Consider the following 21,200-nt stretch of genomic DNA (forward strand, 5'->3'; position numbering starts at 1 on the left):
CCGTGAGCGACTACGACCTCAGTCGTCGCCGGTTCCTTGGGCACATCGGCCTCGCCAGCCTCGGCGCGCTCGGCGCCACGAGCCTGGTCGGTTGCGCCAGTTCCGCCAGCACCTCCAACGGCGGTAACGGCGCCGGCGCGATCACCCTGCAGTCCAACCTCTCCTCGCCCCAGGCCAAGACGGCGATGGAGAAGGTCGTCGAAAGCTTCAACAAGCTGAACAAGGGCAAGGCGACGCTCAACACCATAGCGGCCGAGACCTACCGCACCCAACTGCCGACCTACCTGACCTCCGCGAATCCGCCGGACCTGTACACCTGGTACGCCGGCTCGGTCGCCAACGACTACGCCCGCAAGGGGCTGCTGCTCGACGTCTCCGACGTCTGGAACGGGCTGACCGAGTATCCCGGGTCACTGCGCTCCCTCTCCACCGACGCCACCGGCAAGCAGGTCTTCGTACCGATGACCAACTACTGGTGGGGCTTCTTCTACCGCAAGTCCCACTTCGCCAAGTGGGGAGTGCAGGAGCCGAAGACCTGGGCCGAGTTCCTCACGCTCTGCCAGACGCTGAAGGGCAAGGGCATCCCCCCGATCGGCATCGGCCTCGGCGACACCCCGTGGGTGGCGTCGGCCTGGTTCGACTACCTCAACATCCGGATCAACGGCGCCCCGTTCCACCGCGAACTGCTCGCCGGTAAGCAGCGCTTCGACGACCCGAAGGTGAAGGCGGTCTTCACCCGCTGGCGCGAGGTGCTGCCGTACTTCGACCCCAAGGGCAAGGCGTACCCGTTCCAGGAGGCGACCACCGCGCTGCTGGCGGGCAAGACGGGCATGTTCCTGATCGGCACGTTCTTCGCCGACGCCGCGTCCACGGAGGCCATCGACGACATCGACTTCTTCCGGTTCCCGATCATCGATTCGGCCGTGCCGGTGGCCGAGGAGGCGCCCACCGACGGCTTCTTCGCCAGCGCCAAGACGGCGAACCCGACCAGCGTCAAGGCCTTCCTGACCTACGCGGCCTCGGTCGAGGCGCAGGAGGCGTACATCGCCAACAGCGCGGGAATCGTGCTCCCGACGCATCCGAAGGCCAAGGCGGCCGACCGGCCGCTGGTCGCCAAGGGCAAGGCGATGCTGGAGAGCGCCCAGGAGCTGACGCAGTTCTTCAACCGCGACTCCAGCGACTCGCTGCAGCCGACCGCGGACACCGCGCTCACCAAGTTCATCGACAAGCCGGACCAGATCGACGCGATCCTGAGCGAGTGGCAGGCCAGCGCCGAGAAGGTCTTCAAAGGCTGATGACCGCACTCGCTCCAACCGGTGCCCGCGAACAGCGGCGCCCGGCGGACACCCGCCCGCGGCGGCGGCCGGCCACGCGCCTGTCGCCGCTGCTGGTGGCGTTCGTACTTGTCCCGTTCGTGGTCGAGACCATCTGGGTCTTCTGGCCCGCTCTGCAGGGCTTCTACTTCTCCGTGACCCGGTGGGACGGCATGACGCCGCCGCAGTTCATCGGCCTCGCCAACTTCAGGGAAATGGTCGGCGACCAAGTCTTCCGCGGAGCCCTGCGCAACACCGTCATCTGGCTGGTGCTCTTCGGCGGGCTCTCGGTCCTCGGCGGGTTCGGCATGGCGCTACTGCTGCAGCGGGAGCGCCGGGGGATCGGCTTCTACCGGGCCGCGCTCTTCACGCCGGTGGTCTTCTCGCTGGTGGTCACCGCGCTGGTGTGGCGGGTCTTCTATCAGCCCGACGGCATCGCCGACCAAATCCTGCGCGCGGTCGGCCTGGAACAGCTGGTCCGCCCCTGGCTGGCCGACCCGCAGACCGCGCTCTACGCGGTCATCCTGCCCGCGCTGTGGCGGCAGATCGGGTACATCATGGTGCTCTACCTGGCCGGACTCAAGGCGATCGACCCGACGCTGCACGAGGCCGCCCGGACCGACGGCGCCAACAACTGGCAGCGACTCTGGTACGTCACCGTCCCCCAACTGCGCGGCGTCAACGCGGTCGTGCTCTCGATCATCGTGATCGACTCGTTGCGGTCGTTCGACATCGTCTGGGCGCTGACCAAGGGCGGGCCCTACCACTCGTCCGAGCTGCTCAGCACGTACATGTACTCGACCGCGTTCCAGAGTCTGCGGCTGGGCTACGGCTCCGCCATCGCCGTGGTGATCTTCATCCTGGCGCTCGCCGTCATCCTCGGCTACCTCGTCCGTGCGTTCCGAGAGGACAACGCATGAACCGCGCATTCCGGACCGGTGCCTTCCACGTCGGAATGAGCCTGGTGGCGCTGCTCTGGCTGGCCCCGATCCTCTGGGTCGTGGTCATGTCGACGCGTAGCTTCGACGACGTCGCCGCCCACGGCGTCGGCAGCCTGCCGCACTCGTTCACGCTGGACACCTACCGGCAGGCGTGGACCGACGGCGGGGAACTGCAGGCGCTCATCAACAGCATGCTGGTCACCGTACCGTCGGTGCTGCTGAGCCTGGCCCTGGCCGCGGTCGCGGCCTTCGCCCTCGGCCGCTACCGGATTCCCGGTTGGCGCACCATCCTGCTGCTCATGCTCGCCGGCAACCTGCTGCCGCCGCAGATCCTGCTCATCCCGGTGAGCAAGTTCACCGAGCTGACCGGCCTCTACGACACCCTGTGGGCGCTGATCGGCGTACAGGTCGGCTTCGGGCTCGGCTTCTACACGTTCGTGCTGCACGGCTTCATGCGTGACCTGCCGAACGAGATCCAGGAGGCCGCCGTCATCGACGGCGCCGGGCCGGCGCAGATCTTCGCGCGGGTCATCCTACCGCTGACCCGGCCAGCACTCGCCGCCCTCGGCTCGCTCTCCTTCACCTGGATCTTCAACGACCTGCTCTGGGCGATCACGGTGCTGCGCACCGACGACCGGATGCCGGTAACCCCCGCGCTGCTCGGCCTCCAAGGGCAGTTCGTCTCCTCGTGGAACGTCATCGCAGCCGGCACGGTGATCGCGGCGGTGCCGACCGTGCTGGTGTTCCTCCGCTTCCAGCGACACTTCGTGTCCGGCCTCGCGATCGGCGCCGTCAAGTGAGCGACGCGGGCAACGGTGCGCAGTGGACGCTGCGCGGCGCGCACAGTGAGTACACGGTGGCCGTACCGGAGCACGGACGCTGGCTCGAACTGGTGGCCTGGGGCCCGCAGGGAGTCAGCGAGGGCCCGTCGCCGGTGGAGTACCGCGGACCCGTACCGTTCCTGACGGCCGGGGACGCCGCCCCGATCGAGTACGCCACCGATGCGGCCCGCCCGTTCACCGGCGCCGACCTGGTGGTGGAAACCGCCGTCGGCGACCGCCGGGTCTCCTTCAGCTACGTCGACGCCGAAGGCGACGGCGGGCGGCTGGCCGTGACCTTCGCGGACCCGGTCACCGGCCTGCGTGCGGTCCTGCACTACCAGGTGCCGGCCGGTACCGACGTGGTACGGCGGTGGGTCGAGCTGACCAACGCCGGGTCGGAGCCGCTGCGACTCGTCCGAGCCGGCTCCGCCGGATTCTGCGTACCGACCGCGCATGGCGCCCGGCTCAGCTACCAGTGGGGACAGTGGGCCCAGGAGTTCCAGCTCGACCACGTCGACCTCGAGCACGGCGGGTTCACCGTCGGCAGCGCGCAGGGCGTGCCGGGGCACGCGTACGTCCCCTGGCTCGCGGTCCGGGACCAGGCCGAGCCGGCGGGCTCGACCTGGGGTGTGGCGTTGGACTGGACCGGTTCCTGGGAGATCACCGCGGAGCGGGACACCGGCGGCCTGACCCGGGTGCGGGCCGGCCGGCGCCTTGTCGACGGGTCGCTGGACCTGCCGCCCGGTGGCCGGCTCACGCTGCCGGCGGTCACCGGCGCCTACAGTCCGGACGGGCTGGACGGCCTGGCGCGGGTCTGGCACCGGTACCAGCGCCAGCTCGCCGGCGGCCGACTCACGCCGCGGCCGGTGCTCTACAACTCGTGGGAGGCAACGTACTTCGCGGTCGACGCGGAGAACCAGCTCGCCCTCGCCCGGATCGCCGCGGAGATCGGCGTGGAGACCTTCGTGGTCGACGACGGCTGGTTCGTCGGCCGCAACGATGACACCGGCGGCCTCGGGGACTGGACGCCGGACCCGGCGAAGTTCCCGGCCGGGTTCGACACCTTCATCAAGGAGGTCCGGGCCCTGGGGCTCAACTTCGGGCTCTGGGTCGAGCCCGAGTGCGTCAACCCGCGCTCGAAGCTCTACGCCGAGCACCCGGACTGGGTCTACGCGATCCAGGGACGGCCGCTCACCCCGATCCGCAATCAGTACCTGCTCGACCTGGGCCGGCCCGAGGTGGCCGAGTTTGTGCATTCCACTGTGGACAGGCTGCTGCGCCGGCACGACATCGGCTACCTCAAGTGGGACTTCAACCGGCCGCGTACCGAGCCGGGCCGAGGCTGGGCGGCGGGGACCGGCGCGGGTGGCCGTGTCGACCTCGACGGCGCGCACGTCGCCAACCTGCACCGGATCTACGAGCAACTGCGTCGCGACCACCCGCACGTGCTGATCGAGGCCTGCGCCGGCGGCGGCGCCCGTACCGACCTCGCCATGGCGGCCCGCGCTGACGTCTTCTGGCCGAGCGACAACACCGGCCCGCTGGACCGGCTGGCCATCCAGTACGGCTTCCTGCACGCCAACGCCCCGCACCTGCTCAGCTCGTGGGTCACCGACTCACCTGGACTGTTCGACCCGCGTCCCCGGTCGTTGGCCTTCCGGTTCGTCCTCGCGATGGCCGGGGTGCTCGGCATCGGCGCCGACATCCGGCACTGGGCCCCGGACCAACGCACGGAGGCGGCGAGCTGGATCGCCCGGTACAAGGAGATCCGGAACGTCATCACACACGGCACGGTGCATCTGATCGGAGACCCGGGACACCCCCGTTGCGCTGTGCAATACACCTCCCCCGACGCCGATACCGTGGTGGTCCTCGCCTGGCACACCGGCCGACTCGACGGCACCGGCCTGCTGCCGTCCCGCCCGGTCCGGCTACCACTTGCCGGCATCGACCCGGCCGGCGTCTACCGGCACGGCGAGCAGCGCTACTCCGGCAGCCACCTCACGGCGGTCGGCCTGCCGGTGCGGTGGACCGCCGAGCACGACGCTGAACTCGTCGTGCTCCGGCGGGCCTGACGCCTTCTGCCCCGGCTGCCGCCGCCGCTGCCTGCGGACGTCGGCCGCACCCAGGTGGAGCATCACCTGGGTGCGGCCGAGCGCGGTCAGCAGGTGGCGTTGAGGCCGGCCCAGTTGGCGCGGTCGTTGTAGCCGCCGTCGCCGGCGTCCCCGACCAGGAGGTCGAGCACCCGGACGCCGGTCAGGTCGACATCGAACTGGCGGATGTCGTCGCGGGTCAGCACGCCGCTGTCGAAGAGGACCCGGCCGTCGCCGATCACCTGGAAGGTCGACGTGCCACCCTCGGGTCCGACGTTGCGCACCGCGTCGTCGATGCCGACGGTCGCGGTCAGCCGGCTGCAGTCGCCGCCAAGGTAGTAGCGGACCGTCGACGGCGACGCCACGCCGAGCCCGGTCGGGTAGACCTGGCCGAGCATGCTGATCGGCGACCAGCCACCGACGCTCAGGTCGACCGTCGGGCTCATCCACCCGCTGGTGGCACTGATCCACGAGTGGTGCGACAAGACGACATCACCGTCCGGTGGCGCGGGCGCGACAACCACGCCCGTGCTCGTCTCCTGCCGCAGCCGTCCCTTCCCGATCACGTCGTACGACGTGGTGGCGGTCAGCGTGGCGGCACCGGGAGCGGCGGAGGCCGCAACGGTCACCGCGAAGGCAAAGGTGGCGGCCTTGCCCGGGGCCAGCAGGACCGGCGCCCGGTCGAGCGAGCGGACCGACCACCCGGCAGGCGCCGCCAGCGTGACCTGCGGCGCCAGCACCGGAAGCACACCGTCGTTGCGTACCGCGACCTCGACCCGCGCCACGTCGCCACTGGCGAGCACCGGCGCGGTTCCCTCCGGCGTCGCCTCGCCACCGACCTGCGTCACCTGCGGCAAGCCGGCGGTCACGTGCGGAACACCGGGCAGGCCGTGGTTCGACTCGACCCGGAACAGCGCCGCGCCGTGTGCCGCGACCGCGGCGCTGATGGTGCCGGCGCTTTCGGTGACCTCGTTGGTCCACGCGTTCTTCAAGGTGAACCGCGAACCGGACAGGCCGAGCGACGAGGCCTCCGTAGTCAGGATCTTCGGGGAGTCGCCGCGGTTGAGCAGCACCACTGCCCGCGAGCCGTCGGCCAGCCGCTTCACCCACGTCTCCGTCGTACCGGCGGGCCCGACCCGGACGGCCTGGACACCCGCGCGATCCTGGTTGATCGCCAGCACGTCGGAGTCGGTGAGGATGTCCACTGAGGTCTGGCTGAGCTTGCGGACATCGCTGCCGATCACCAGCGGCGCGGCGGCCACCGCCCAGAGCGTCATCTGGGTACGGAATTCCTCGTCGCTCATCCCCAGCTCGGGGCCGAGGTAGTCCGGGTCGTTGAAGTGCCCCGGCCCGGCGACCTCGGGGTGCCGCGCGTTCGCGTCATAGTTTCGCAGCACGTCCTTGAACTTGATATCGCCGACGAAACCCACATCCGTGTAGGTTCGCCAAGACTGCGCGATCGCCGGCGAGTAGCTCCAGGAGTACGTCGACTGCTGCTCGGCCGGGTAGTTGCCCCAGTCCGGGGAGGTTACCGGGTTGCAGAGGTTGAAGATGATGGGGCGCCCGCTGGCGTTGTTCCGCAGCGCCTGCGCGAACTCCGTGTAGACGGTCTTCGGGTCGAGGTTCGCGGCGATCCCGCAGAGGAAGTCCACCTTGACCGCGTCGAACCCCCAGGCGGCGATCTGGTCGGCGTCGCGCTGGTAGTTGCCGTAGCTGCCGAGTCCGCACTTCCCTGGGAGGTACGGCCCGGCGTCGGTGTAGATGCCGGCCTTCAGCCCCCTGGAGTGGATGAAGTCGACCAGCGGCCTCAGCCCGTCCGGGAAGCGGGACCGGTCGGCCTGCAGGTCGCCGGCGGCCGTACGTGGCTCCGGGTCCTGCCAGCCGCCGTCCAGCCAGACGATGTCGTAGCCGGCCTTGGCCAGGCCGCGGGCGACCAGGGCGTCAGCGACCTCCCGCACGGACTGTTCCGAGAAGTTGCCACCGAGGCCGAAGTAGGTGTTCCAACCCTGGTAGGGCGTGGGACTGAGTACCTGCTGCGCCGCCGGCGGCGTGCCGGCGGCGTGGGCGGTTGCGGGCACGACCAGCAGACCGGCCGCGAGGGCGATCAGGGCGGTGAGATGTCGTTTCACATCGGATCCTTTGCTGCCCGAGCGATCAGGCGTGCCGGCCCGAATTGATCGTGGACGTGGCCCACCACTCCTTGTTGGAGGGTGCGCCGGTAGCCGGACCGGTCATGCCCGCGCGCCTGTGGATGTTTCCAGGATCCTGCAGCGGGTCACATGCGTGTGTCAATATTAATTCCTAAATTATGAGTTACCTGGGGCGTCGCTCCTTCCCGTGCACGCGCAGGAACGCGACCGAGAAACGCCCAGCGCAGATGGTCAGAACCAGGTCTCCCGGGTGTCCAGGGTGGTCCGGTCCAGGCTCTCCAGCAGGTCGAACTGCGGGCCGGTACGGGGCAGCTCGTGGCGGAAGAAGTACCGGGCGGCCTGCCGCTTGCCGGCGAGGAAGTCGACGTCCGGCCCGTCCGGGGCGCCGGCCGCCTCGACGACGAGCAGCTGCTCCAACCACATCCAGGCGATCACGACGTGCCCGACCGCCTCCAGGTAGACGCTGGCGTTGGCCAACGCCAGCTCCGGGTCGCCGGTGGCCCAGAGCCGGCGGGTCACCACGCCGATCCGGTCCACCGCCGCGCCGAGCTGGGCGGCCAGCTCGGCCGCCTCCCCCTCCGCCTTCCAGGCCCGGCCGACCGTCGCGCCGATCGTCTCCAGCAGCAGCGCCAGCCCGGCGCCGCCCTGCATGGTGGCCTTGCGGCCGAGCAGGTCCAGCGCCTGGATGCCGTGGGTGCCCTCGTGGATCGGGTTGAGCCGGTTGTCCCGCCAGTGCTGCTCGACGTCGTAGTCGCGGGTGTAGCCGTACCCGCCGTGCACCTGGATGGCCAGGTCGTTGGCGGCCAGGCACCACTGCGACGGCCAGCTCTTGGCGATCGGGGTGAGCATGTCCAGCAGCAGGTGGGCGCGGGCGCGGTCGGCCTCGGCGGGGGCGGTCTTCTCCTCGTCGAGCAGCCGGCCACAGTAGAGGATCAGAGCGAGCGCGCCCTCCACGTAGCTCTTCTGGGCCAGCAGCATCCGCCGGACGTCGGGGTGGGCGACGATCGGCACCTGCGGGGTGGTGGGGTCCTTGTCGGCGACCGGCCGGCCCTGCGGGCGTTGGCGGGCGTACCCGACGGCCTTGAGGTAGCCGGTGTAGCCGAGCGCGGTCGCGCCGGCGCCGACGCCGATCCGCGCCTCGTTCATCATGTGGAACATCTGCGCCAGCCCCTGGTGCGGCTGCCCGACCAGGTAGCCGACCGCGCCGGCCCGCCCGTACGGCCGGTGCACCCCCTCCCCGAAGTTGAGCAGGGTGTTGGTGGTGCCCCGGTAGCCCATCTTGTGGTTGAGGCCGACCAGCACCACGTCGTTGCGCGGCCCGAGGGCGCCGTCGGCGTCGAGGAGCACCTTGGGCACGATGAACAGCGAGATGCCCTTGACCCCGGGCGGTCCGCCGGGGATCCGGGCCAGCACCAGGTGGACGATGTTCTCGGCCAGCTCGTGGTCGCCCCCGGAGATCCACATCTTGGTGCCGGCCAGCCGGTACGTCCCGTCGTCCTGCGGCTCGGCCCGGGTGGCGATGTCGGCGAGGGAGCTGCCGGCCTGCGGCTCGGACAGGCACATCGTGCCGAAGAAGCGCCCCTCCACCATGGGGCGTACCCAGGTGTCGATCTGCTCGGCGCTGCCGTGGTTGAGCAGCAGGTTGGCGTTGCCCAGGGTGAGGAACGGGTACGCGGCGGTGCCGACGTTGGCCGCCTGGAACCACGCGAAGCAGGCGGCGGAGACGACGTGCGGCAGCTGCATCCCGCCGATGGACTCGTCCAGGCTGGCGGCCAGCAGCCCGGTCTGGGCGAAGACGTCCAGGGCGGCCTTGACCTGCGGGATGGTGTGCACCCGGCGGCCGTCGAAGGTGGGCTCGGCGCTGTCGGCGGCCCGGTTGTGGGGGGCGAAATGCTCGGCGGCCACCCGGGCGGCCAGGTCCAGCACGTCGTCGAAGGTCTCCCGGGAGTGCTCGGCGTACCGGGGCCGCTCGGTCAGCCGGGTCACGTCCAGCCAGTCATGCAGCAGGAACGCCAGGTCCCGACGGGACAGCAGGGTGGACGACACGGGTCTCCTTCCGTCGGGCCGGCTCAGCCGCGGCGCAGCCCCGCGACGGCCTCTCGCAGGTCATCCTGGCTGATCGGGCCGGCCGGTGCACCCTCCGTCGCCTCCCGCATCGCCTTGGCCAGCTGCACCCGGCGCAACACCTCGCGGATGTCGGCGCCGGTCAGGCCGGGGGTGAGCGCGGCCAGCTCGGCCGGGTCGACGTCGGCGGCGAACATCCGGAAGCCGGGTCCCTCGTGCCGCTGGATCAGCTCCCGGATCATTTTGGTGATGATCTCGGCGCGGCCGGACTCGTCCGGCGTGGGGATGGCGAGCTTGATGTCGAAGCGGCCGGAGCGGATCAGCGAGGCGTCCACCCGCTGCGGGAAGTTGGTGGTGGCCACCACGATGACGTCCGGGTTCTCCTCGAACAGGGTGTTCATCTCCTGCTTGAAGATGCCGGCGACCGCGTTCACCGCCTGACTGGCGGCGTCCCCGCCCGCCCCGGCGTAGCTGATGATGCTGTCGAACTCGTCGAACAACATCACCGTCGGCTGCCGGTAGCGGCGGGCCTCACGGAAGATCTGCTTGATGTTGCGTTCGGAGCCGCCCAGGTACTTGTCCAGGATCTCCGGGGTACGGATCTCCTTGAAGTCGGCGCCGATCTCGTTGGCCAGGGCCCGGGCCAGCATGGTCTTGCCGGTGCCGGGCGGGCCGTACATGAGGATGCCCTGCGGGCGGCGGGCACCCCAGCGGGCCATCACCCGCGGGTGGCGGAACGACACCGCGATCTCCCGGAACCGGGCGACCACCTCGGCCAGGCCGCCGACCTGGTCCAGGGTGACGGCCTCGGTTCGCGGCACGGCCGGGACCACCGCCGGCGTGGGTCGCCGACCCACGGTGTAGGTGCGGTCGCGCAGCGCCCCCTCGCCGGCCAGCTCGCGCACCACGTGCAGCACCAGGCCGACCATCGCCCGCAGGTGGGCAGGGCCGGCCTCGGCGCTGGACACGGCCGCGCGCAGGGTCACCGTCCGCCCGCCGTCGGCGCTCTCGTCGTACGCCAGCTCGGGGTGCAGGCCGTGCGCGGCGGCCTCGCGCAGCGCCGCCGCCCCGGCCAGGTCCTCCCCGGTGCCGACGCCGGCGGGCCTGAGCCCGAGCCGGCGCGACGCCTCGGCGAGCAGCCCACCGGCGGTCGGATCGGTGCCGGCCAGCCGGCGGGCGAGCAGCACCCCGGCCGGGCCGGCGACGCCCAGGGTCAGCAGCCCGACCGCGCGGCCGGCGGAGGTGCGGACCTCCGCGTCGAAATGATGCGTGCCGTCGGCCGCCCGCACGGTGAGCCGGACGGCGCGCACCGGGGCGGGGAAGGGGGCGTCGGCGAGCAGCTCGGCCGGGCCGGCGTCGGCCGCGGCGAGCAGCCCCGCGGCGTCGACGAGGGTCACCCGGGCCCCGAACAGCGTGAAGGTGTCGGCGTCCGGCCGCAGGTCATGCCCGTTTCCCGTCATGGATCCCACGTCCCTCCGCCGACGGTGACCTCTCGAAAGTCTGCCAGCCACCCCCGACAGTCGCCACCGCGCGCCGGAGCCGCCCGGGCCACCGGGAGCACCTTTCATCGACGTATTGACATCTAAGGGCAACTCGTCGGTAACATTCGCCCACCTCGGACGACGTGGGTCCCCCCGAACCCGTGTCGTACCCCCTCCGAGGTGCCGAACAGGCACGTGGACGGCTCGTGGGCGGCCCGCCGGCCGGCGGCGCCTCGCCCGTCTCCCCCGGAAGGACCCACCCCCGTGACATCGCTCCTGACGAGATGGCTGCTCGCCCTCACGGTCGCCACCACGACCCTGGTCGGCCTCCCCTCCCCCGCGCAGGCCGCCTCGTACACGCCGTCGAGCAACCCGATCCTGTTCGTGTACGGCTGGAACAGCAGCGCCTCGACCTGGAACACGATGATCAGCCGCTTCCAGGCCGACGGGTGGCCGTCGAGCCACCTGCGGGCGTTCTCCTACAACACCAGCCAGTCCAACGCCACCACGGCGCAGACGGTCAGTCAGGAGGTCGACAACCTGCTGGCCGCCACCGGGGCGACCAAGGTGGACATCATCACCCACTCGATGGGCGGGCTGTCCTCCCGCTACTACCTGAAGAACCTCGCCAGCAGCGGCAAGGTCGACCGATGGGTCTCCCTCGGCGGCCCGAACCACGGCACCAGCTCGGCGAACACCTGCGTCAGCACCGCCTGCGCGGAGATGCGGGTCGGCTCGACCTTCCTCGCCACCCTGAACTCCGGCGACGAGACGCCCGGCGCCTTCTTCTACGGCACCTGGCGCTCCCCCTGCGACGGGGTCATCAACCCGGTGGACAGCACGATCCTGTCCGGCGCGTCCAACACCCAGACGGCCTGCGTCTTCCACACCAGCCTGCAGAACGACGCCACCATCTACGGCCAGGTGCGCAACTTCGTCAACCCGTGACGCCCGCCGCCCGGCAATAGCCGTCCACGCACACCAACAGGAACGACACCGGCCCGACCGGCCCGGACACCGAGAGATCGGCGTCGGGTCGGCCGGGCCGGCGGGCGAGCGGGTCGACGTCGCGTCACCGCCCTCGCCAGCGCAGTGTCCGGCGCAGCTGGGCGGCGACCCGGGAGGCGGTGACCGGAACGACGGAGATCATCAGCCGCCCCGAGTCGTCGAGCACCGGGGTGATCACGAAGAGGCGCGACCCCCGCCGGCGGAGCAACGGGACCGTCGCCCGCACCCGCGGGGCGCGCACCGCGACCGAGCCGGCCGCGCCGGTGGCCATCGCCGCCCCCAGCGCCCGGCTCGGGTCGAACGGTCCCACCTGGGCGGACACCGCGCGGCGCCGACCGGTGGCGCCGCAGCCCGCGAGGAGGTCGTCGGCGTCGAACCTGATCCGTATGGCCGTCCCGGCGCCCCCGTCGACCGTCTCGACCCGCGCGGGAACCTCCTCCGCGCTGACCGACAGCGGGGTCGCCACGACGGCCGCCAGGTCCGGCACGGGGCTGACGGCGGTGATGGTGAGCACCTTGTCGCCGCGCTCGTCGGTCGTCCACTCCAGCGTGGTGGCATCGAGCTTGGCCAGCCAGTCCGGCACCGCCGTCACGTCGAAGCAGGAGTCCGGCAGGCCACGGGCCGAGTCGCGGAACCCGGGGTAGGCCGCGTAACGCCGGCCGCCGTCCAGCACCGTGACGGGCACCCCGGTCCGGGCGTCCTGCCGGATCACCGCGAGCAGGTCGTCCAGAGCGCCGTCCCGGGTCAGCGCCAACCGGATCCGCGTCTCGGCGTTGAGCTGCGCGGCGATGTCCTCGGTGAGGTACGCCTCCACCAGCCGGCCGATGCCGTCGTGGACGAGCTGCTGGGTGTCCCGGTCCAGCCGCAGCAGGTCGTCCTCGAGCAACTTCGCGATCTCGTGGTCGAACCGGCGGGCGAGGATGGCGTCGCGCTGCTTGCCGGGCGGGATCAGGTCGGCCACGAACGCCGTCGTGGCCGCCACGGTCCGCAGCCGCTCGGGGTGCCGGCTCAGGTAGGTGATGTTGGTGGCGCTGAACCGCCGCACCGCGTAGTAGAAGTCGTAGTCGGCGAGCACCGAGATACGCCGGGCGCGGTAGCAGGCTTCCAGGGTGAACGGCAGGTCGCTGCCGATCGGCAGGTCCTCCAGGTAGCGGACGCCGTGCTGCTCCAGCAGCTCTCGCCGGAACAGCTTGGTGTTGGCCAGCGACCGCGGCAGGGGCGAGTCGAACAGGTCGACTTCGGGCTGGGTGCGGGCGAAGATGTCCTGGTAGATGTGGCGGCTGTTGACCCCCACCACCTTGCCCAGCACCACGTCGGAGCCCCACCCGTCGGCCGCCTCGACCAGCCGGCGCAGCGCGTCCCGTCCCAGGTGGTCGTCGGCCCCGACGAAGAACACGTACCGGCCGGTCGCGGCGTCGAGGCCACGGTTGCACGGGCCGGCCGGGCCACCCGAGTTGGCCTGGTGGATGACCGTGAAGACACCCGGGTAACGGCGCGCGAACCGGTCCAGCTCCGCGCCGCTGCGGTCGGTCGACCCGTCGTCCACCGCGACGATCTGCATCCGGTCCAGGCCGATCGTCTGCTCCACCAGGGACGTCAGGCAGCGGGTCAGGTACGGCATGGTGTTGTAGACGGGCACCACCACGCTCACGTCGGGCGGGTTCACCGGGCGTTGACCTCCGCAGTCTCCTGGTCGTCGTCGGCGTGCCCGGCCAGCGCCGGCAGCAGCCGCCGGTAGAGCGCGTCGAGCCGGTCCGCCTGGGCCTCCCAGGTCCAGCCGGGCAGGGGCGAGTCGGGTCCCTCGTACGCGGCCTGGTAGCGCCGCGGGTCGGCCAGCACGGCCCGTACGGCCCGGACCAGGTCCGCCGTGTCCCGGGCGCGGAACACCTCACCCTGCCCGGTGGCGCGGACGGTCTCCGCCATCGTCTTCACGTCGCTGACCACGATGGGCAGCCGGGCGTGCGAGTACTCGAAGAACTTGGTGATCAGGGCGATCTCGTGGTTCGGCCAGTGGTGGATCGGGATGAGGCCGACGTCGGCCGCGCTCAGGAACTCCACCAGCTGCCCGTGCGGCACGTACGGCACCAGGTGCACCCGGTCGGCCACGCCGAGCCGGCCGGCCCCGGCCACCAGCTCCCGGACGTACGCGGCCGCCGGGTCACCGACCACCAGCGCCAGGTGCACCCCGGGCAGCCGGGGCAGCGCGGCGATGACCGTGTCGACCCCGCGCTGGGCGGCCAGGGCGCCGCTGTAGACCAGCAGCGGGGTCCGCCGGTCGACGCCGCAGAGCTGCCGCAGGTCGGGGCCCGGTCCGCCATCGGCGGGGCGCTCGTCGGCGGTCACCGGCGCGTTGAGCAGCACGGTCGGGCGCTCGGTCAGAGCGTGGTCACGGACCAGCAGGTCGGCAAGGGTCTCCGACACGGTGACCACCGCGTCGGCGTGCGGGACGTACTCGCGGACGTAGGCGAGGTGGGCGGGCAGCCAGCGCGCGTTGTCCCGCCGGGGCCGGGCGCCGGGCAGCCACTCGTGCGCGTCCCAGACCAGGCTCACCCGACGACCGTCGGCACGCGCCCGCTGCGCCGCCCGGACGCCGACGCCGAGCATCCGGAAGTCGTGGGCGTGGATGAGATCCGGCCGAAGCTCGTCGATGGCCGGGCCGAGAAGCCGCTCATATCCCCACAGCCCGGGTTCGAGCCGCCGCCAGGCGCGGTCGCCCTGCACGACCCGCCAGAACCGGACCTGGGCGTGCTCGATGGGGCGACGCGCCAGCCGGGCCATCGACAGCGGCAGGCCGCCCCGGATGACCAACCGGTGCCGCAGGCCCCGGATCCCCGACGGCGTCCCCGCCGGCGCCCCGCCCATGGGCAGCACCCGGACCCGGGCCCGGCCCAGCTGCCAGCTCCGCTCCTCGTCGATGCGGGCGCAGCCCAGCAGCGTGACGTCCCAGCCGGCGTCGGCGGCCGACCGTGCGGCCTTCTGCACCCGGGAGTCCCCCTCGACTCCGTTGTCGACGAGCATGACCACCCGAGCGCGGGGGGCCTGCCCCGCCGGGTCGGCGTCGAGTCGCATGACGGGTTCTCCCCTTCTCCAACCAGCCTTTCGCCCGGCGAGTGTACGGCAGTATCCAGCGCCGACTTTCCGAGGTGGCCGCGGCCGCCGACCTGCCTCGGAATCGGAGGAAATGGTGTCGAACAACGGCGGCGAATGGTCCGTCCACGTCGGCACGCCACCGCTCTCACCTGCGTGGAAGGCTGTTGATTCCCTTTTCTAAAGATGCCTGGCGCCTGTCATTAACCCTCTCGTTCCATTCGACCAACTATGGTTCGCAGGACCGTTCCCGGGCTCGACGGCAGCGAATGCATCTCGCCTTCACGAATGAGTAAGCAGGTTTTCATGACCCGTACACCTGACGTCAGCGTGGTCATTCCCACCTGTGACCGGCCGGAGCTTGTGACCCGCGCCGTGCGTAGCGCGCTGGCCCAGACCGTCGACACCATCGAGGTCATCGTGGTGATCGACGGCGGCGACGAGGCGACCCGGGCGGCGCTGGCCGCCATCGCGGACGATCGGCTCCGGCTGATCCCGCTGCCCGAGCGCGGCGGCGCGCCGAACGCCCGCAACGTCGGCGTCCGGGAGGCGACCGCGGCCTGGACCGCCTTTCTCGACGACGACGACGAGTGGCTGCCCGAGAAGCTCGCCGTCCAGCTCGACCTCGCGCGGGCCGCGCGGGCGCCGCTGCCGATCATCGCCAGCCAGCTGTTCAACCGCACTCCGCGGGCCGAGTTCGTCCTGCCCCGGCGGCTGCCGGACCCCGGGGAACCGATCTGTGAGTACCTGACCGTACGCCGGGGGCTCTTCCACGGTGACGGCTTCATCCAGACCTCGACCATCCTGGCCCCCACGGAGCTGCTGCGTCGGGTTCCGTTCACCGTCGGACTGCGCCGCCAGCAGGAGCTCGACTGGACGCTGCGGGCCGTCAGCCACGACGACGTCGAGCTGGTGATGGCCCCCGAGCCGCTGGTGATCTGGCACCAGGACGAGGACCGGCCGCGGATCAGCCTGCAGTCGCCGTGGGAGGCCCAGTTCGAGTGGCTGCGGTCGAGCCGGCCGCTGCTCACCCCGCGGGCGTACGCCGCGTTGGCGATGAGCGTGATCGGCTCGATGGCCGCCACCACCCGCAGCTTCCGGGTGTTCTGGACGCTGCTCGCCGACGCCCGTCGGCACGGCCGGCCGAGCCTCCTCGACTACGTCACCTACCTGCAGATCTGGCTGCTTCCCCCGCACCTGCGGCACAGCCTGCGCGACCGGCTGCTCAACCGCCGGCGCGGTGACCGTCCGGGCGCGCTGGTCGAGGCCACCGGCACGGAGGCGACCGCCGACGTCCGTACCCCGCACGCCGAACCGGTTCCGCCCGCCTACCGGGCGCCCGACCCGGTCGCCGGCGCGGGCCACGTCCGGCCGTGAGCTCCAGGGCGGGTGACGTGCCCGAAGCCACGGTGGTGATCTGGCGCAGCCACCTGCTGCCCGGGTCGGAGACGTTCATCCGCAACCAGGGTGACGCGCTGTCGAGGTGGCGACCCCGCTATCTCGGCGCGGTGAAGGTGGAGTCGTCGATCGCCCGGGACACCGACGTGATCGCCTTCCCGGACGACGCGCGCGGCCGCGCCGAACTGCTGGGGCTGAAGCTCACCGGTCGGTCGCGCCGGCTCGAGGCGCCGTTGGCCCGGCTGCGACCCGAGGTGGTCCACGCCCACTTCGGCGGCGACGGCTGGCTCGTCAGCCGGGCCGCCGGGCGACTCGGCGTACCGCTGGTCATCACCCTGCACGGCCAGGACGTGACCTGGCGACCGAACCTCCCCGGGCTGAGTGGAGTGCGGCAACGACGGCTCCTGCGCCAGGCGTTCGACCGGGCCGCGCTGATCATCGCCGTGTCGGAGTTCATTCGCGGCCGGGCTGTCGCCCTGGGCGCCGACCCCCGGAAGGTCCGGGTGCACCACACCGGCGTCCCGATTCCGCCGTCCGTGCCGGCACCCGACAAGAAATGGGACGTGGTCTTCGTCGGCCGGTTCGTGGAGAAGAAGGGCATCGACGACCTCGTGGAGGCCGTCGGCATGCTCCCCGCCGCGCTCCGGCCGCGGATGCTGTTCATCGGCACCGGGCCGCTCGAGGCGGCGACCCGCGAACGTGCCGGCCAACTCGGCCTGGACGCCACCTTCCTCGGGATGCAGGACCCGGGCGCGGTCAGCCGGCACCTGGCCGAGTCGAAGGTCCTGGTGGCGCCGTCGCGGATCGCCTCGGACGGCGACTGCGAGGGGCTGCCGACGACGATCCTGGAGGCGGCGAGCGTCGGCGTGCCGACGATCGCCACCTACCACAGCGGCATTCCGGAGGCCGTCCTGCCCGGGGAGACCGGCCTGCTCGGTGCGGAACGGGACCGGGCCGCGCTGGCCGACAACATCCGGCAGCTGCTCGGTGACGACGCGCTGCGGGCCCGGCTCGGCGCCCGGGCGCGCCAGCACGTCGCGGAGCACTTCGACCTACACCAGCAGACCCGCCGGCTGGAGGAGCTGTACGACTCCCTCGCCGCGCGCAGCCTCTCGTCCTGAGCCGGGCCCGGTCAGCCGGGCAGGGCGTGCGGCAGCGCGGCCGACGCCCGGCGGCCCGAGCGGCGGTTGGGCAGGGAGAGCCGGATCACCTTCCACCAGGCGGAGGCGACCTGCTTGGGCAGCGGGCCGGTGGTGTACTTCAGCCCGTACCGGTCGAACAGCGCCCGCACCTGCGGGGCGATCTCCTGGTAGCGGTTGCTCGGCAGGTCCGGGAAGAGGTGGTGCTCGATCTGGAAGGACAGGTTGCCGGTCATGATGTGCATCAGCTTGCTGCCGCTGATGTTGGCCGAGCCGAGCATCTGCCGCAGGTACCACTCGCCCCGGGTCTCGCCCTCGATGGACTGCTTCTCGAAGGTCTCGACCCCGTTCGGGAAGTGCCCGCACATGATCACGGAGTGGCTCCATACGTTGCGGATCAGGTTCGCGGTGAAGGTGGCGGCCAGGGTGCTGAGGAAGGACGGGCCGGACAGCAGCGGGTGGACGAGGTAGTCCTTGAGGACCTGGCGGCGGATCTTACGGCCCACCGCGCGGGCCCGGGCCCGGAACTCCGGGGCCTTGTGTCGGCCGTCGCGCAGGTTGTGGCCCAGCTCCAGGTCGTACGCGGCGATGCCGTACTGGAAGAAGCATGCGTTGATCAAGTTCCACAGCGGCTGGCCGAGGTGGACCGGGTGCCACGGCTGGTCCTCGTCGACCCGCATGATGCCGTACCCGAGGTCGTTGTCCTTGCCGACCACGTTGGTGTACCGGTGGTGCAGCTGGTTGTGCGAGTGCTGCCACTGGTCGGGCGGGGAGACGTGGTCCCAGTCCCAGGTGGTGGAGTGGATCTTCGGGTCGCGCATCCAGTCCCACTGCCCGTGCAGGACGTTGTGACCGATCTCCATGTTGTCCAGAATCTTCGCCACCGCGAGGCCGGCGGTGCCCACGATCCAGGCCGGCGGGAAGAACGAGAAGAGCAGCACCGCGCGGCTGCTCAGCTCCAGCGTCCGATGGGTCTTGATCACCTTGCGGATGTAGCGGGCGTCCCGCTCCCCCCGGTCGGCGATCACCCGGTCCCGGATCGCGTCCAGCTCCTTGCCGATGATCTCGATGTCCTCGGCGCTCAGGTGGGCGATCGGGTTGACGGCCTTCTTCTGGATCACGGTCACGTGCGGGCCTCCCGTCAGAGTTCGATGTCGCAGGTACCGGCGGCCGCCGACACGCAGGTCTGGATGAGCACGCCGTCACCGGGGACGGCGGTGGTGAGGTCGCCGTTGCGCAGGTCGCGCACGGCGCCCTGGCGCAGTGGGAGCACGCAGCCGAAGCAGATCCCCATCCGGCAGCCGGAGGGCATCAACACGCCCGCGTCCTCGCCGGCCTCGAGGATCGGGGTGGCGCCGTCGGTCTCGACGGTCGTCCCCGAGCCGGTGAAGGTGACCGTGCCGCCCTCCCCGGGCGAGATCACGGTGGGTCGGAACCGCTCGGTGTGCAGCCGCTCGGCAACGCCCCGGGAGGTCCAGTACCCCTCGACCGCGTCGAGCATGCCGACCGGACCGCAGGCCCAGGTCTCCCGTTCGACGTGGTCGGGGACCAGGTCCTCGAGTTCGTGCACGCCGAGCAGCCCGTCGGCGTCGGTGTGCCGCTCGACCAGCCGCAGCGCGCCCCGCGCGGCGAGCGCCCGCAGCTCCGCGCCGAAGATCACGTCGTCCGGGGTGGGCGCGGAGTGCACCAGCACCACGTCGGCCCGGGTGTGCAGGCCGGCGCGGAGCATCGCCATGACCGGGGTGATGCCACTGCCCGCGGTGAGCAGGAGAACCCGCTCGGGGGTCGCCTCGGGCAGCACGAAGTCGCCCTGCGCCTGGTCGAGCTGGACGATCGCCCCGGGCCGCGTGCGGCGGACCAGGTGGTTGCTGACCTTGCCGTCCGGGATCGCCTTGACGGTGATCGCGAGGCGGCTGTCCCGGCTGCCGGGCACCGAGGTGACCGAGTAGGCACGCCACTGGCGGACCCCGTCGACGTCCACGCCGAGGCGCACGTACTGTCCGGGGACGTGGCCGCGCCAGCCCCGCCCGGGCTGGATGACCACGGTCGCCGCGTCCCGGGTCTCCGGTCGCACGGCGACGATCCGGCCGCGCAGGGCGGCGCCGGCGCGCAGCGGCGCGACCAGGTCGAGGTAGTCCTCCGGCAGCAGCGGGGTGGTGACCGTCTCGGCCAGCCGCAGCAGCCTGTCGCGGAAGGAGACCTTCGCGGTGGGCCGCGGGACAGTTCTGGTCATATGACCAGGGTGGCCGCGCAATCGCATAACATCTTGACCGGCAAAGGTGAATCAGCCGCAGGTTTTTGTTCGGGGAGAACAACATGTCGGACCAGTCCGGGACGACCCGACGCGCCGCCCGCCTCGAGCTGGACGAGCGGGTGGCCGCCCGGCTCCGTGACCGCCTCCCCGTGGTGGCGGAGCGGACGGTCAGCGCGATCACCGGCGAGGTGCCGGGCTACTCCGGCGCCCTCACCGGCACCATGCGGGAGAAGATCGAGAACGCCGTACGCATCGCGCTCGGCACGTTCCTCCAGCTCGTCGAGAAGGCCCAGTCCTCCGACCCGAGCACCCCGCTGACCCCGGCCCTGGAGGCCGCGTACGCGCTCGGCAGCGGAGAGGCACGCTCCGGCCGCAGCATGGACGCGCTGCTGGCCGCGTACCGGGTGGGGGCGCGGGTGGCGTGGCGGGAGGTCTCCACCACCACCGTCCGCAGCGGGTCGGCCGCCGAGACGGTCGCCGAGTTCGCCGAGCTGATGTTCGCCTATATCGACGAGCTCTCCGCGGCCAGCGTGGCCGGGCACGCCGACGAGCTGGCCAGCGCCGGCCGGGTCCAGCGCCGCTACCTGGAGCGGCTGACCCAGCAGCTGCTCGCCGGCGAGCCGGAGGAGACCCTGCGCCGCAGCGCCGAGCGGGCGGACTGGCCGCCGCCGCAGACGCTCACCGTCGTGCTGCTGCCGCGCCGCAACCTGCGCCCGGTGCTGGCGCTGCTCAGCCCGCACACCCTGGAGAGCGGGGAGGACCTGCCCGGGGTGGACCTCGCCGAGGAGCTGGCCGTGCTGCTGGTGCCGGACGCGCACGGCACCGGCCGCCGGCAGCTCGCCCGCGTGCTCCACGGGCACCGGGCGGTACTCGGGCCGGCGCGCCCGTGGAGCCGGGTGGCCGCCTCCTACCAGCGGGCCACGCGGGCGCTCGGCCTCGGTCGGCCCGACAGCGGGCCGCTGGACACCGAGGAGCACCTCGCCGAGCTGGTGCTCAGCATGGACCCGGAGGGGCTGGCCGACCTGCGGGCCCAGGCGCTGAAGCCGTTGGAGTCGCTGCCGCCGGCCACCGCGCACCGGCTCACCGAGACGCTGCGGTCGTGGCTGCTGCACCAGGGCCGGCGCGACGACGTGGCGGCTGACCTGTTCGTGCACCCGCAGACGGTGCGCTACCGGATGGGCCAGCTGCGCGAGCTGTACGGCGATCGCCTCCACGACCCGGCCACCGTCCTCGACCTGACCCTCGCGCTGGCGATGCCCCCGTCCGCCCCCGAGCCGGAGTGAGCAGGGGCGGCCGGACCGGTGGCCCCGGGCGTCCTCGCCGAGCGGACGTACGTCGCACTCGCCCGCCGGTTCTGCCAGGCTGCGGGCACTCATCACCCTCACCGCCGCTCGCATTTGCGACACACACTCAATCCCGGTCTGCGCGCCTCCGTGGTGGTGGGCGACACC

15 protein-coding genes are annotated in these 21,200 nt (G+C 71.7%); 8 read left to right on the plus strand and 7 right to left on the minus strand.

What is annotated here, in order from left to right; translation table 11 throughout:
• Nucleotides 1-2 precede the first annotated feature (2 nt).
• The 4 genes from GA0070613_RS27430 to GA0070613_RS27445 are packed head-to-tail and all read left to right on the plus strand — an operon-like array spanning nt 3 to nt 5,150.
• Entirely contained in the window at nt 3-1,295 is a 1,293-nt protein-coding gene (locus tag GA0070613_RS27430) for an ABC transporter substrate-binding protein (protein WP_089014916.1), read from the plus strand.
• Complete coding sequence (locus GA0070613_RS27435; protein ID WP_089014917.1) at nt 1,295-2,233, plus strand: carbohydrate ABC transporter permease; 939 nt, start codon at nt 1,295-1,297, stop codon at nt 2,231-2,233. The genes GA0070613_RS27430 and GA0070613_RS27435 overlap by 1 nt, the downstream gene beginning before the upstream one ends.
• Nucleotides 2,230-3,054, plus strand: a complete 825-nt coding sequence (locus GA0070613_RS27440; RefSeq protein WP_089014918.1) for a carbohydrate ABC transporter permease — start codon at nt 2,230-2,232, stop codon at nt 3,052-3,054. The genes GA0070613_RS27435 and GA0070613_RS27440 overlap by 4 nt, the downstream gene beginning before the upstream one ends.
• Nucleotides 3,051-5,150, plus strand: a complete 2,100-nt coding sequence (locus tag GA0070613_RS27445; RefSeq protein ID WP_089014919.1) for an alpha-galactosidase — start codon at nt 3,051-3,053, stop codon at nt 5,148-5,150. Before GA0070613_RS27440 ends, GA0070613_RS27445 begins: the two co-directional genes overlap by 4 nt.
• 86 nt (nt 5,151-5,236) lie before the next feature.
• On the opposite strand, the gene GA0070613_RS27450 is transcribed toward GA0070613_RS27445, so the two are convergent.
• From GA0070613_RS27450 to GA0070613_RS27460, 3 genes are all read right to left on the minus strand, one after another.
• Entirely contained in the window at nt 5,237-7,297 is a 2,061-nt protein-coding gene (locus GA0070613_RS27450) for an NPCBM/NEW2 domain-containing protein (RefSeq protein WP_089014920.1), read from the minus strand.
• Nucleotides 7,298-7,549: 252 nt separating this feature from the next.
• On the minus strand, nt 7,550-9,364 hold the full coding sequence (locus GA0070613_RS27455; RefSeq protein ID WP_089014921.1) for an acyl-CoA dehydrogenase: 1,815 nt from the start codon (nt 9,362-9,364) through the stop codon (nt 7,550-7,552).
• 23 nt (nt 9,365-9,387) lie between these two features.
• On the minus strand, nt 9,388-10,842 hold the full coding sequence (locus GA0070613_RS27460) for an ATP-binding protein (protein WP_089014922.1): 1,455 nt from the start codon (nt 10,840-10,842) through the stop codon (nt 9,388-9,390).
• Between the two features lie 285 nt (nt 10,843-11,127).
• On the opposite strand from GA0070613_RS27460, the gene GA0070613_RS27465 reads away from it, so the two are divergent.
• The gene (locus GA0070613_RS27465; protein WP_197698998.1) at nt 11,128-11,811 is read left to right on the plus strand and encodes an esterase/lipase family protein; all 684 of its coding nucleotides are present in this window, start codon (nt 11,128-11,130) and stop codon (nt 11,809-11,811) included.
• A gap of 124 nt (nt 11,812-11,935) precedes the next feature.
• On the opposite strand, the gene GA0070613_RS27470 is transcribed toward GA0070613_RS27465, so the two are convergent.
• A complete protein-coding gene (locus GA0070613_RS27470; RefSeq protein ID WP_089014923.1) occupies nt 11,936-13,537 on the minus strand; it encodes a glycosyltransferase family 2 protein in 1,602 nt (533 codons plus the stop codon).
• Complete coding sequence (locus tag GA0070613_RS27475) at nt 13,534-14,940, minus strand: glycosyltransferase (protein WP_231929508.1); 1,407 nt, start codon at nt 14,938-14,940, stop codon at nt 13,534-13,536. The genes GA0070613_RS27470 and GA0070613_RS27475 overlap by 4 nt, the downstream gene beginning before the upstream one ends.
• Nucleotides 14,941-15,264: 324 nt before the next feature.
• Between GA0070613_RS27475 and GA0070613_RS27480 the strand changes: the two genes are divergently transcribed.
• Together GA0070613_RS27480 and GA0070613_RS27485 are read left to right on the plus strand one after the other, a co-directional pair.
• Nucleotides 15,265-16,335: a glycosyltransferase family 2 protein gene (locus GA0070613_RS27480; protein ID WP_089014924.1), complete on the plus strand. Its 1,071-nt coding sequence runs from the start codon at nt 15,265-15,267 to the stop codon at nt 16,333-16,335.
• Nucleotides 16,336-16,352: 17 nt separating this feature from the next.
• Entirely contained in the window at nt 16,353-17,477 is a 1,125-nt protein-coding gene (locus tag GA0070613_RS27485) for a glycosyltransferase (protein ID WP_231929510.1), read from the plus strand.
• 11 nt (nt 17,478-17,488) lie between these two features.
• On the opposite strand, the gene GA0070613_RS27490 is transcribed toward GA0070613_RS27485, so the two are convergent.
• Together GA0070613_RS27490 and GA0070613_RS27495 are read right to left on the minus strand one after the other, a co-directional pair.
• Nucleotides 17,489-18,622: a fatty acid desaturase family protein gene (locus GA0070613_RS27490; RefSeq protein WP_089014925.1), complete on the minus strand. Its 1,134-nt coding sequence runs from the start codon at nt 18,620-18,622 to the stop codon at nt 17,489-17,491.
• Between the two features lie 14 nt (nt 18,623-18,636).
• Nucleotides 18,637-19,728 (minus strand): ferredoxin reductase, encoded by a 1,092-nt coding sequence (locus GA0070613_RS27495; protein WP_089014926.1) that lies wholly within the window; start codon nt 19,726-19,728, stop codon nt 18,637-18,639.
• An 83-nt stretch (nt 19,729-19,811) separates the two neighbouring features.
• Here GA0070613_RS27495 and GA0070613_RS27500 point away from each other — a divergent pair, with 83 nt between their 5' ends.
• Nucleotides 19,812-21,032, plus strand: a complete 1,221-nt coding sequence (locus GA0070613_RS27500) for a PucR family transcriptional regulator (protein WP_089014927.1) — start codon at nt 19,812-19,814, stop codon at nt 21,030-21,032.
• Nucleotides 21,033-21,200 lie beyond the last annotated feature (168 nt).

Source organism: Micromonospora inositola, from assembly GCF_900090285.1.
In the GTDB taxonomy this organism is placed as follows: Bacteria; Actinomycetota; Actinomycetes; order Mycobacteriales; family Micromonosporaceae; genus Micromonospora; species Micromonospora inositola.

Bases quoted from the DNA above. Each gene is read 5' to 3' on its own strand.
- GA0070613_RS27475 (WP_231929508.1), bottom strand. From the start codon at position 14,940: ATGCGACTCGACGCCGACCCGGCGGGGCAGGCCCCCCGCGCTCGGGTG.
- GA0070613_RS27435 (WP_089014917.1), top strand. From the start codon at position 1,295: ATGACCGCACTCGCTCCAACCGGTGCCCGCGAACAGCGGCGCCCGGCG.
- GA0070613_RS27495 (WP_089014926.1), bottom strand. From the start codon at position 19,728: ATGACCAGAACTGTCCCGCGGCCCACCGCGAAGGTCTCCTTCCGCGAC.
- GA0070613_RS27500 (WP_089014927.1), top strand. From the start codon at position 19,812: ATGTCGGACCAGTCCGGGACGACCCGACGCGCCGCCCGCCTCGAGCTG.
- GA0070613_RS27460 (WP_089014922.1), bottom strand. From the start codon at position 10,842: ATGACGGGAAACGGGCATGACCTGCGGCCGGACGCCGACACCTTCACG.
- GA0070613_RS27480 (WP_089014924.1), top strand. From the start codon at position 15,265: ATGACCCGTACACCTGACGTCAGCGTGGTCATTCCCACCTGTGACCGG.
- GA0070613_RS27440 (WP_089014918.1), top strand. From the start codon at position 2,230: ATGAACCGCGCATTCCGGACCGGTGCCTTCCACGTCGGAATGAGCCTG.